Genomic DNA, 11,961 nt, shown 5'->3' with positions numbered 1-11,961 from the left:
TTATTGTTGATCTTATAAAAATTAAAACATCAAATTGATGAAACAACAATCAAAAAAGTAGAATAATCAATTTTGCATCCTCTAGCATTGAACTATCCATTGACTACCCTACTGTTGAATTCAACTAGTTAAGAAAAAGTTCAATCCTCTGCCCAATTTTGACTACGCTTAACTGCTTTTAGCCAACCTTTATAAATAAGTTCAGCTTGTTCATAAGGCATTTTCGGTTCAAATACTTTTTCTATGGCAGATTTATTTCTTAACTCATGAAGATCTTGCCAAAAACCAGTTGCCAGCCCTGCCAGGAAAGCTGCACCCAATGCTGTAGTTTCTTTCATTATTGGACGCTCTACCGGTGTCGTTAAAATATCGGCCTGAAATTGCATCAAGAAATTGTTTTCCGTTACTCCTCCATCGACACGGAGTGTACGAAGCTCTTCTTCTGCATCTTGTTGCATGGCATCTAAAACATCTCGAGTTTGAAAGGCTATAGACTCTAGAGTTGCGCGGATAATATGTTCAATACTAGCCCCACGCGTCAGACCAAAAATTGCGCCGCGAGCTGTCGGGTCCCAATACGGTGCTCCTAACCCGGTAAAAGCAGGTACTACATATACACCATTATTATCCTTTACACGTGTTGCATAAAGCTCGGAATCCTTAGCATTCTTAATAACCTTTAATTCATCGCGTAACCACTGTACACAAGAACCACCATTAAATACGGCACCCTCTAAGGCATAGTTCACCTCACCACTCGCACCACATGCAATAGTTGTGAGTAATCCATGCTCTGAACGTACAATCTTTTTACCCGTATTCATGAGTAGAAAACAGCCGGTACCGTAGGTATTTTTAGCCTGTCCCGACTCAACACACATTTGACCAAAAAGCGCAGCCTGCTGATCACCCGCGATTCCGGCAATCGGGATCCCTACTTCTTGTCCACTAATGGTATGTGTATATCCATAAACCTCAGATGAACTACGAACCTCCGGCAATATTGCTCTAGGAATATCTAAAGCTTGTAAAAGTTTTTCATCCCACTCAAGCTTTTCGATATCAAACAGCATGGTTCGAGATGCATTGGTAAAATCAGTGACATGAACAGCACCATTAGTTAGTTTCCAAATGAGCCAAGTGTCCACCGTACCGAATAATAACTCTCCCCGCTCAGCACGCTCACGGCTGCCTTCAACGTGATCCAAAATCCATTTAATTTTTGTGGCCGAGAAATATGGATCAATGACTAAACCGGTGGTCTTACGGATATATTCTTGCCAACCTGCTTTATACAATTGATTGCATATTTCGGTTGTTTGTCGGCTTTGCCAAACAATCGCATTGTAAATAGGTCTTCCTGTTTTTTTGTCCCAGACAATGGTGGTTTCCCGTTGGTTTGTAATTCCAATTGCCGCAACTTGCTCACTCTTGATGCCAGCTTGAGCCAATGCTTCGACCCATACAGCACTTTGAGTTGCCCAAATTTCCATAGGATCATGCTCAACCCAACCTGGCTGAGGGTAAATCTGGGTAAATTCTCTTTGAGCAATACTGACAACGTTCGCATCATGATCTAAAACAATTGCTCTTGAGCTTGTTGTTCCCTGATCAAAAGCGACAATATATTTTTTCGGGCAATTTGACATCTGAATGTCCCTTTCATTTTCCACACACATCTAGCCCACAATGCAAAAACATCATGCCTAACTGTATTTATTTAAAATTTTCTTTGGAATATATCATTATTTTTAAGTGGCATAGGGTTTCTTCGTCCAAACATTACCCATTCTTTATCAATTTTTTACTGCATGGAAAAAAGTAATAAGAAAAATATTGAAATTAGAAGATAAAAATATGCTGATCGGCTAATTTGAAATCACATAAATATTCAACTTATTCCTTTGCTTAAATAATAAACATTGTTTTACAGACATAAAAAAAATAAAGTGAAATACTCCTGTAGATAATATGTAAAAACGGAATAAATCTTCTCTTTTTTAGCATTCAACCCAAGCGAAACATGGAGCGAATCATGGTTGATCAACCTTCTACCGCAACAACTCCACATTCTAATTTAGATACAAAAACCCGTCTAAAATCAATTTTGGGCGGTTCTGCCGGTAACCTTGTCGAATGGTACGACTGGTATGTATATGCCGCATTTACGCTCTATTTTGCTCATGCATTTTTCCCAAAAGGAAGTCAAACCGCCCAACTTCTTCAAGCTGCCGCTATTTTTGCAGTGGGTTTCCTTATGCGTCCCATTGGCGCATGGATTATGGGGATCTATTCTGACCGTAAAGGACGTAAAGCGGGCCTTACGCTTTCCGTTACTTTAATGTGTATCGGTTCGCTACTGATTGCTGTTACACCTTCCTACGAAAGTATTGGCGTATTTGCTCCATTGCTTTTGGTTATTGCACGTTTAATTCAAGGCTTAAGTGTAGGCGGTGAATATGGCGCAAGTGCAACGTATTTAAGTGAAATGGCAGAAAAAGATCGACGTGGTTTTTTCTCAAGCTTCCAATATGTCACTTTAATTGCAGGACAGCTTACAGCTTTATGCGTACTACTCATCTTGCAAATGATACTCACCGAAGAACAACTGCATGACTGGGGATGGCGTGTTCCGTTTTTCATCGGAGCCCTTTTAGCTATTGTGGTGTTCCGTATTCGTCGTGGCTTATTGGAAACTCAATCCTTTAAAAACGCTCAAGCAGAAACAGATCAGCCGAAATCAGGAATGTTTGCTTTATTTAAACATTATCCTAAAGAGGCCTTCACTGTATTATTCCTAACTGCTGGTGGTACTTTAGCTTTTTATACTTACACCACCTATTTACAGAAATATTTAGTGAATACTTCTGGTTTTACCAAGCCTGAGGCTACTCAAATTACCACTTTAGCCTTATTCATCTTTATGTGCTTACAGCCATTGGCAGGTGCCTTATCAGATCGGATTGGCCGTAAACCGCTTATGATCGCCTTCGGGGTTACAGGTGTTTTATTCACTTATATTTTGTTTGATACACTTGCAAACACGCATAACTACTGGACTGCTTTCTGGTTATGTTTAGGTGGACTAGTCATGGTAACTGGCTACACATCAATTAATGCTGTAGTGAAAGCTGAACTTTTCCCTGCACATATTCGAGCTTTAGGCGTCGCATTACCTTATGCAATTGCGAATACTTTATTTGGTGGTACAGCCGAGTTTTTTGCATTAAGTTTTAAAGAAGCCGGGCACGAATCTTGGTTCTTTATTTACGTCAGTATCATGATTTTCATTTCATTGCTGATTTATATCTTCATGAAAGACACCAAGCATCATTCAAAAATTAAAGAACATTAAAATCCTTCAATTAGAGCTAATATCATAAGTGAATGTTAGCTCTAACTTAGTGAATAAGCTCCAACAACGTTTCTATTTTATGAGATACTTCATATAAGAAAATAAGGACGATACTGATGAATAAAAGTATTCTATGTTTGGCATTAAGTAGTATGTTCATTTTAACTGCATGTCAGACTACGCCTCGACAATATAATGGTTCAACTGGCTACCAGATTGAAAACCAAACAAAAACTTCAGCGACTTTAGCTTACACTTTAGCTGGTCGTAGTAACCAGCAACTTGATGAGCGTAAATTGCAACGTGCTTGTCAAAATGTGTTAGGTGCTCAGAAAGTTTATAAATTATCAATTTTAAGCATCAATGAAATTCCTAATCCAGCTAAAGATGAGCATTACGGAATTCAACTAGGTGAAACCCGCGCTTCTTTTGGCTTATCAAATACACCTAGCTTAAATAATGGTGAAGATTATGCGACACGCCAAGCACTTGAAGCACGTCCAAGTACATTAAAAGTCGTTCGTTATACTTGTTCATAACATAAAAAAAGACGCTGTTTTTACAGCGTCTTATAAAAACTTACATTTCTAAATTCTTTCGCTTCATCCAGATCTGGCCAAGTTGTTGCACTTCTTTCTTCAATTTTTTCATATTTTGGATGACTAAAATTTTTAACACGGCTATCTGCTACCCATACTTCTGGTGCAAATTTTAAAAATTCATCTAAGAAAAAGCGATTACATTGGTCATATAACACATCGGCAGCAAGTAAAACATCGACTTGTTCAGCCTTATATAAATCATCTAAATATTCGAGTTCTACATCATTAAGTAAAGCATTTTCACGGCAAGCATTTAGACTAACCTGATCAATATCACAGCAGATTACGCGTTTTGCTCCTGCCATTTTTGCAGCAATTGCCACTACACCAGAACCTGCTCCGAAATCTAACACCACTTTATCTTTAACATGGTGCGGCTCTGCAAGTATCCACTGAGCCATCGCCAAGCCTGATGCCCAACAGAAAATCCAATACGGCGTGTCATTCCAGATACGGCGAATAACTTCGTCATCCAATCGATCAGTTGGAAAAACAGGTGGAATCAACCATAAAGAAATTGGAGTTTCTGGCAACTGTTGTGCCATTAATTCACAATGAGGAATGACTTCATGTAAGGCTTGAAGTAAATGTTCAGGGGCTTTGGTCAATTGAAAGGTGCAGCTCATAAATAAGCTCAACAATTTATAATTACTATTTGATCATCTGCATAACGAGCAAGACTAAAACAGTAGCTTAAAGCATGATAGTGGCTAGTTACTAAAAATACGTTAGTTCAATTCCACTGCTTTAATTAGTGCAACCGTTTTGGTCTTGCGTAGCATTCGCTACTCATCCCGAAAGAAAAGTAACATACGAGCTCCTAACATTTTCGTTAAACGGTAGGATGCTGACGTGAATAAACTAAATTAACCTAAAGCTTTTTCAGCAGCTTCTACAGTTTGACGAATCAAAGTTGTAATGGTCATTGGACCAACGCCACCCGGTACTGGTGTATAAGCAGAAGCAATTTCTTCAATACCTTGTAATTGAATATCGCCTACACCACCGCCATCACGTGGATGGAAACCAGCGTCTACAACAACTGCACCTTGTTTAATCCAGTCTTTTTGAATAAGTTCAGCTTTACCCACAGCACCAACAATAATGTCAGCTTGTTTCACAAGCTCAGGTAAGTTTTGTGTACGTGAATGACAAATAGTTACTGTCGCATTTGCTTGTAACAACATCATTGCCATTGGTTTACCTAAAATTGCTGAACGGCCAACTACAACCGCGTGTTTGCCAGCAATTTCGATATTGTTTTCTTTAAGAATCGTCATAATGCCAGCAGGAGTCGCTGAACCATATGCAGCTTCACCCATTGCCATACGGCCAAAACCAAGGCAAGTTACGCCATCTACATCTTTTGCTAAAGAGATTGCATCAAAACATGCGCGCTCATCAATTTGTGCAGGAACTGGATGCTGTAAAAGAATACCGTGAACATCTGGATTGGCATTAAGCTTTTCAATTTCAGCTAATAATTGTTCTGTTGTGGTTTCTTGTGGTAATTCGATTTTTAATGAATCCATACCTACTCGGCGGCAGGCATTCCCTTTCATACGTACATAAGTTGCAGAAGCACCATCATCCCCAACCAAAATAGTCGCTAAAATTGGGGTACGACCTGTTTTCGCTTTTAAAGCTTCAACACGTACCAACAAATTTTCTTCAATTTGCTTTGCTAATGCACGACCGTCTAAAACCAATGCCACAGCACATCTCCAAGGTAGACATGAATTTAATGTGCCAATAATACATGATAATTTCGACAATTTTATTCTAGATGTTGTTTTTATGTGCATCTTCGCTCAAAACAGTATTGTTTTTTTTGTAAAGGTTGCTAATATGTGCATCACCAAATGCAGGCGGGGTGGCAGAGTGGTCATGCAGCGGACTGCAACTCCGTGGACGCCGGTTCGATTCCGACCTCCGCCTCCAAATTTGGTAAAGCCCGGGTGGTGAAATAGGTAGACACAGGGGATTTAAAATCCCCCGCCCTCAAAGCGTGCCGGTTCGAGTCCGGCCCCGGGCACCATCTTCAAGTACTGAATATGGTGTCATAAAGAATCCAGCGTAAGCTGGTTTTTTTATACCTAAAAAAAGGGCTACTATGTAACCCTCTATTTTTTAATTTTAAGCCGTCTTTTGACCTTGTTTTAACGGCATCAAATTCAAATCCAATACAATATCGTTTTGTCTACTTGAATCTATCTGATATTCGGTATTTTTAATTGAATCTACAAATCTCCACTCAGAATGAACTTGCGCCTGATCTAGAGTAACCAACAAGTACCCTCGTTGATTTAAATTACAATAAACCAATTCATCAATTAATGTAGTAAATGCAAATTCAAACTGTTGAAGCTGAGCCAGTGGAATACTTAAATATTTTTCTAAACCTGGAGACGATACAGAACTGGTCGCTAATTCAACTCCAACATATTTTCCTTTCTGGCTATATAAATAAGATGCCCATGCATTATGTGTATCCCCGGCTAACACAATGATCTTTTTATTAAATTCTACCAATTTATCGTACACAAACTCTCGCTCAGCATAGTAACCATCCCAAGCATCGAGATTATATGGCGCAACCGTCATAATTCTTGCTTTTTCTTGGGCTGTTAATGTCGGATCATTTTGTTGTAAACGAAGTTTTAAAGCGACCAACTCGGTAATTTGTGCATTCATCTTGGCAAGCGCTTCAGGCGAAGTTCCTCCTGAAGTAATTTGCCCTAAAGACGCCAACAACTCAGCTGGAATCCACATTTTACTCATTAATACTTGCTGTCCTACTACATTCCATATTGCTGTAGATTGCTTTAATTTATCGACCAACCAATCTCTTTGCGTATACCCCATCAAAGTACGCACCGGATTAGTTAAATCTGCCTGAAACTTAGCAATATCCAAGCCTGTAGCCGTCATGTAGTCTGTATATGCAAGCTGCTTATCACGCGCAATAATACGCGTATCTAGCATGGTTAACTGAACAAGAGAGCCAAAGTTAAACTGGCGATAAATATTTAAATGATCTGTAGTAGAAACTGGACGAATTGGCATCCATTCAAAATAGGCCTGTAAGGCAGCTAATTTACGGTCCGAAAAGGCCCCTTCATTACTTTGATGGTTTTCCGCCCCCTCACGCCAAGCATCATTTGCCAACTCATGGTCATCCCAAATCACAATAAAAGGATGGCGCTGATGAGCTGCTTGCAAATCTTTATCTTGACGATAAAGCGCATAACGTTTGCGGTAATCATCTAATTTAATAATTTCTTTATTATTATCGGCAGGTAAATTACGGCCTAGCTTGATTGCATCTTCTGTCGCATAGCCATCTGCCCCATATTCATAAATATAGTCACCCAAGTGAATAATGACATCAACATTCTGTTTTGCCATTTCACGATAAACATAAAAGTAACCCGCAGGATAGTTAGAACAAGAACATACTGCAAAGCTCACTTTATTGGTGGATGTTGGTAATGTTTTCGTCTGCCCAACTGGTGAAACTTTATTACCAAATTTAAAACGGTAGTAGTACACCGTATCTGCTTGTAACCCAGCTGCATCAACTTTCACTGTAAAGTCATCAGTCTTGCTTGTTTCAACCATTCCCGTCTTTAAATTTTGTTTAAACTGATTATCGGTTGAAATTTCCCATACAACTTTTAAGCGCACCCCAGAGTGTGTCGGTGTTACTCGTGTCCACAAAATAACTTTATCTTGTAGTGGGTCCCCGCTTGCAACACCATGAAGAAAATCTGCTTGTATTTCTGGGCTTTCATCATCTGAGCCATCATTACAACCTGTAAAAGCAACAGGTATAGATAAAGCCCCAAAACCGAGTAGACTTTTTTGAATTAATTCTCGGCGTGAAATTTTCTCTGACATAAAATTACCTAAGTTTTAAGCAATGAGTGTCTTAAACTTAAGTAGAGAAGATGAACAACTGATCTCAGTTTGATGAACAAATCATGACATAAATTGGTTAATTTATAGAAATACTGATAAGAACTGATTGAAAATAAAGCAAACTCTCTGTTTTTCTCTTGCCAATCGCGCACTTGTCCTCTATTATTGCGCACATGCCCGGGTGGTGAAATAGGTAGACACAGGGGATTTAAAATCCCCCGCCCTCAAAGCGTGCCGGTTCGAGTCCGGCCCCGGGCACCATTTTCAACTATTGAATTTGGTGCCATAAAGAATCCAGCGTAAGCTGGTTTTTTTATGCCTGATGAAAATAATGCCATGATCAGAATATTAATATTTATATCCGCTCTACTCTTTTTTATACCCTTTGCAAATGCCGAAGATATATTTAACGGTACAATCTTGTTCAAAAATAATGATTGGCACTTTGTACGCTGCTCTATTACTCAAGATGACTATCTAATTGAAGCCCCTCAAGAGATATTTACTCAATTTAAAGAGCTACAGCAGCAACAAAAAAACTATTGGGTCAGCGTATTGGCAGAAGTAAATGAACAGCAGAATGGAAATTTAATTTTAAAAATTGAGAAAATAGACGAAGTTCATTTAGACGAGACATGTCATTTATTAGAAGCTCTCAAAAATTTTGAAAATCGAGAGTAATCACCACTCTCGATTCATCACCAACTCTTCCATCTCCAGATCTAAATATCCTGCATCTTGTACCACCATCATCATTGCCTCAGCAATATAATCAGCAGCACTATCATCAAGCGATGAATCTAGATCTTCGAACTGTGGCTTCATTTCATTAATTTCATTTACAGTTTGATGAGCATATCGATAGATATCTTGCTCAGCTAAAGCAGGTTTTTGAACTTTTTTAGCAAATTGCTCAATAAGCTGCTTGAGTTCAGCGACCAAAATATCTGGATAATATTCATCATCGAACATTGGGAGAAGTAAGTCTTCAAACATACAAAAGTTTACACAACAGCAAAAACTTGCCGCTTATAACATATTTTCGTAAAAATCACGAGATATTTACCCGACTCACTCATCTACTCTATTTTAATGAGCACTGAGCAAGTCCAATTTTATAACGTCATTATTCAGACTTGCTGCATAGCTTTCCAAACTAAAATTGCTTCATGCATTTCCTTTACATCATGCGCTCTTACAATGGATGCTCCCTGCTGAATACTAAGCAAATGCCCAGTTACACTTCCCACAGCACGTTGATCTGCAGGAGCGCCTTGTAAAGCTTCACCTATGAAACGTTTACGAGAAAGGCCAGATAAAATTGGATAACCAAGTTCATTAAGTTTCCAAAATTCTTTTAATAGTTTTAAATTTTGCTGAGCATTTTTCGCAAAGCCAAATCCAGGATCAACAATAATATTGTGCTTTTTTACCCCAGCAGCCAAAGCCTCATCAATACGCTGTTGCAACTCTTGCATCACATCGAGTGTTACATTAGTGTACTGATCCAACTGATTCATTGTCGTTGGTTCACCGCGCATATGCATAATTACTACAGGTATATCTAATTCTACGGCAGTTTTTAAAGCATTGGGACGTGTTAAGGCACGGACATCATTCCAGATATGTGCTCCTGCTGCTTTTGCTGCGCGAATAACTTCTGGCTGACTTGTATCGATCGACAAAATAACGTTATGGCGAGATAAAGCCTTGACCACAGGTACCACACGGCGCACTTCTTCCTCTACTGCAACTTCTGAAGCACCAGGTCGGGTAGATTCCCCCCCAATATCAATAATAGTCGCGCCTTGCTCAATCATACTAAGTGCATGGTCAACCGCTTGGTCTAATTGGTTATGTTTGCCACCATCACTGAAAGAATCAGGAGTGACATTTAAGATACCCATAACATGGGGCTGAGATAAATCTAATTGAAGCTGTCCACACTGTAAAATCTGCTTTGGTAAAGATATTAGCTGCATAAAAAGCTCCGGTTCAAAATCAGCGGCTATTTTAACAAGTAAGCTTTACATGCTGTCGATTTCTTTTCAGTTTTATCCAAAGTTAAGACAAATAAAAAAGCCACATGACTGTGGCTTTTTTATTAATTAACTTAATTCATCGCTGGTAATGGCGGCGGAGTAGATGGACCATCTTTTGGTGGCTCAAACGCAGATACCGGATTTTCAGCAATATAAACTTTCGGTGGTTGAGGTTCGCGGCCTTCCATGATGTCACGGATTTGGTCACGATCAATAGTTTCCCATTCCATCAACGCTTTAACCATTGCATGGGCGATATCTTTATTATTTTCCAAGATATCACGAGCAACTTTATATTGTTCATCTAAAATACGGCGTACTTCCTGATCAACTTGTTGTTGAGTCGCTTCAGAAATTGTACGGCTACCTACGTTACCGAAGAATCCATTTTGGTTTTCATCTTCGTAAACCATCACACCCATTTTGTCAGACATACCGTACTTCGTTACCATCGCACGAGCCATTTTTGTAGCACGTTCGAAGTCATTTGAAGCACCAGTCGATTGTTGCTGAATGAAGACTTCTTCAGCAATACGTCCACCAAACAAAATTGCAATTTCATTTAGCATTTTGTCTTTATAGTGGCTAATCTGATCTTGTTCAGGTAACTGCCAAGTTACACCTAAAGCCCAACCACGCGGCATAATTGTTACCTTATGCACAGGGTCAGTACCCGGTAAAATCTCAGCAACAATTGCATGTCCAGCTTCATGGTAAGCAGTTGCACGACGCTCTTCTTCACGTAGAACCATTGATTTACGTTCAGGACCCATATAGATCTTGTCTTTTGCATCTTCAAAGTCATGCATATCGACAGTGTTCTTATTACGGCGAGCAGCAAACAAAGCAGCTTCATTTACAAGGTTTGCCAACTGAGCACCAGAGAAACCAGGGGTACCACGAGATAAAACTTTAACATCTACACCAGTAACTGAAGGCAATTTTTTCAAATGTACATTCAGAATTTGTTCACGACCACGGATGTCAGGTAAACCAACCATAACTTGACGGTCAAAACGGCCTGGACGTAATAATGCTTTATCCAATACGTCAACACGGTTAGTCGCAGCAATAACGATTACGCCTTCATTACCTTCAAAACCGTCCATCTCTACGAGCATTTGGTTTAAGGTTTGCTCACGTTCATCATGACCACCACCTGTACCTGAACCACGATGACGACCTACTGCGTCAATCTCATCAATAAAGATGATACATGGCGCATGACGTTTTGCTTGTTCAAACATATCACGGACACGGGACGCACCCACACCCACAAACATCTCAACAAAGTCAGAACCAGAAATGCTAAAGAATGGAACTTTTGCTTCACCAGCAATTGCTTTGGCTAATAACGTTTTACCAGTACCTGGAGGACCAACCATAAGCACGCCACGTGGAATAGTAGCGCCCAAGCGTTTGAATTTTGCAGGATCTTTTAAGAAATCTACAATTTCCACAACTTCTTGTTTCGCTTCATCACAACCGGCAACGTCAGCAAAAGTCACTTTGATTTGGTCTTCAGAAAGCATTTTTGCCTTCGACTTACCAAAACTCATCGGACCATTTTTGCCGCCTGCACCACCACCCATGTTACGCATAAAGAACATGAATAACAAAATGATTAACAGTACAGGGAAACTAGCAATGAGAAGTTGCATCAAAATGCCTTGACGTTGTGGTGCTGTGCCCTCTACAACAACATTTTGCTTGTTTAAGCTTGGCATAAGTTCAGTGTCTTCAACTTGCGGACGAACAGTTTCAAACTGAGATCCGTTAGTTTTTTCACCACTAATATTTAAACCGTCAATCGTGACTTGCTTAATTTGGCCAGCATTCACCGCTGCAACAAAATCTGAATATTTCATTGCAGTTGGCTTATTGCGGTCACTGATATTACTGAAAATTAAAATCAGAACACCAAGTATTATTAGCCACAATACGGCATTCTTGAAGTAATCGCTCAAAGCTTTATTCCCATATCAATCTAATTTGATCATGCCCAAACTTGGCCGATCGTCTTAAAAACAGCAATTGTCTT

10 protein-coding genes and 3 tRNA genes are annotated in these 11,961 nt (G+C 39.5%); 6 read left to right on the top strand and 7 right to left on the bottom strand.

What is annotated here, in order from left to right:
* Positions 1–140: 140 nt before the first annotated feature.
* On the bottom strand, positions 141–1,649 hold the full coding sequence (gene glpK, locus G9371_RS17155; RefSeq protein WP_029423992.1) for a glycerol kinase GlpK: 1,509 nt from the start codon (positions 1,647–1,649) through the stop codon (positions 141–143).
* A gap of 374 nt (positions 1,650–2,023) precedes the next feature.
* Between glpK and G9371_RS17150 the strand changes: the two genes are divergently transcribed.
* Together G9371_RS17150 and G9371_RS17145 are read left to right on the top strand one after the other, a co-directional pair.
* Positions 2,024–3,355 (top strand): MFS transporter, encoded by a 1,332-nt coding sequence (locus G9371_RS17150; protein WP_001984607.1) that lies wholly within the window; start codon positions 2,024–2,026, stop codon positions 3,353–3,355.
* Between the two features lie 116 nt (positions 3,356–3,471).
* On the top strand, positions 3,472–3,894 hold the full coding sequence (locus G9371_RS17145) for a hypothetical protein (RefSeq protein ID WP_001043188.1): 423 nt from the start codon (positions 3,472–3,474) through the stop codon (positions 3,892–3,894).
* A gap of 20 nt (positions 3,895–3,914) precedes the next feature.
* Here the strand turns inward: G9371_RS17145 and G9371_RS17140 are convergent, their stop codons facing one another.
* Positions 3,915–4,583, bottom strand: coding sequence for a class I SAM-dependent methyltransferase (locus G9371_RS17140; protein WP_001278012.1), 669 nt, complete (start codon positions 4,581–4,583; stop codon positions 3,915–3,917).
* Positions 4,584–4,823: 240 nt separating this feature from the next.
* A complete protein-coding gene (folD, locus tag G9371_RS17135; protein ID WP_001229846.1) occupies positions 4,824–5,672 on the bottom strand; it encodes a bifunctional methylenetetrahydrofolate dehydrogenase/methenyltetrahydrofolate cyclohydrolase FolD in 849 nt (282 codons plus the stop codon).
* Between the two features lie 152 nt (positions 5,673–5,824).
* Here folD and G9371_RS17130 point away from each other — a divergent pair.
* Together G9371_RS17130 and G9371_RS17125 are read left to right on the top strand one after the other, a co-directional pair.
* A tRNA-Cys gene (locus G9371_RS17130) sits at positions 5,825–5,898 on the top strand.
* Between the two features lie 11 nt (positions 5,899–5,909).
* Positions 5,910–5,995 (top strand) — tRNA-Leu (locus G9371_RS17125).
* A gap of 98 nt (positions 5,996–6,093) precedes the next feature.
* Here the strand turns inward: G9371_RS17125 and G9371_RS17120 are convergent.
* The gene (locus tag G9371_RS17120; RefSeq protein ID WP_029423993.1) at positions 6,094–7,857 is read right to left on the bottom strand and encodes an alkaline phosphatase D family protein; all 1,764 of its coding nucleotides are present in this window, start codon (positions 7,855–7,857) and stop codon (positions 6,094–6,096) included.
* 196 nt (positions 7,858–8,053) lie between these two features.
* Between G9371_RS17120 and G9371_RS17115 the strand changes: the two genes are divergently transcribed.
* Together G9371_RS17115 and G9371_RS17110 are read left to right on the top strand one after the other, a co-directional pair.
* Positions 8,054–8,139: transfer RNA gene (locus G9371_RS17115), tRNA-Leu, on the top strand.
* Positions 8,140–8,193: 54 nt separating this feature from the next.
* Entirely contained in the window at positions 8,194–8,559 is a 366-nt protein-coding gene (locus G9371_RS17110; protein WP_001112519.1) for a hypothetical protein, read from the top strand.
* Here G9371_RS17110 and G9371_RS17105 read toward each other — a convergent pair whose 3' ends face one another.
* The 3 genes from G9371_RS17105 to ftsH form a co-directional block, all read right to left on the bottom strand.
* The gene (locus G9371_RS17105) at positions 8,560–8,874 is read right to left on the bottom strand and encodes a DUF5713 family protein (RefSeq protein ID WP_000461267.1); all 315 of its coding nucleotides are present in this window, start codon (positions 8,872–8,874) and stop codon (positions 8,560–8,562) included.
* Between the two features lie 134 nt (positions 8,875–9,008).
* A complete protein-coding gene (gene folP / locus G9371_RS17100) occupies positions 9,009–9,860 on the bottom strand; it encodes a dihydropteroate synthase (protein ID WP_029423994.1) in 852 nt (283 codons plus the stop codon).
* A 131-nt stretch (positions 9,861–9,991) separates the two neighbouring features.
* Complete coding sequence (gene ftsH, locus G9371_RS17095) at positions 9,992–11,887, bottom strand: ATP-dependent zinc metalloprotease FtsH (RefSeq protein WP_001286662.1); 1,896 nt, start codon at positions 11,885–11,887, stop codon at positions 9,992–9,994.
* Positions 11,888–11,961: the final 74 nt, after the last annotated feature.

It is taken from the genome of Acinetobacter sp. EKM10A, assembly GCF_011075215.1.
Taxonomy (GTDB): domain Bacteria; phylum Pseudomonadota; class Gammaproteobacteria; order Pseudomonadales; family Moraxellaceae; genus Acinetobacter; species Acinetobacter baumannii.
This window is presented reverse-complemented; position numbering and strand designations above follow the sequence as displayed.

Coding starts and splice junctions, on each gene's coding strand:
- folP (WP_029423994.1), bottom strand. CDS start 9,860: ATGCAGCTAATATCTTTACCAAAGCAGATTTTACAGTGTGGACAGCTT.
- G9371_RS17145 (WP_001043188.1), top strand. CDS start 3,472: ATGAATAAAAGTATTCTATGTTTGGCATTAAGTAGTATGTTCATTTTA.
- glpK (WP_029423992.1), bottom strand. CDS start 1,649: ATGTCAAATTGCCCGAAAAAATATATTGTCGCTTTTGATCAGGGAACA.
- G9371_RS17110 (WP_001112519.1), top strand. CDS start 8,194: ATGCCTGATGAAAATAATGCCATGATCAGAATATTAATATTTATATCC.
- G9371_RS17120 (WP_029423993.1), bottom strand. CDS start 7,857: ATGTCAGAGAAAATTTCACGCCGAGAATTAATTCAAAAAAGTCTACTC.
- G9371_RS17105 (WP_000461267.1), bottom strand. CDS start 8,874: ATGTTTGAAGACTTACTTCTCCCAATGTTCGATGATGAATATTATCCA.
- G9371_RS17150 (WP_001984607.1), top strand. CDS start 2,024: ATGGAGCGAATCATGGTTGATCAACCTTCTACCGCAACAACTCCACAT.
- G9371_RS17140 (WP_001278012.1), bottom strand. CDS start 4,583: ATGAGCTGCACCTTTCAATTGACCAAAGCCCCTGAACATTTACTTCAA.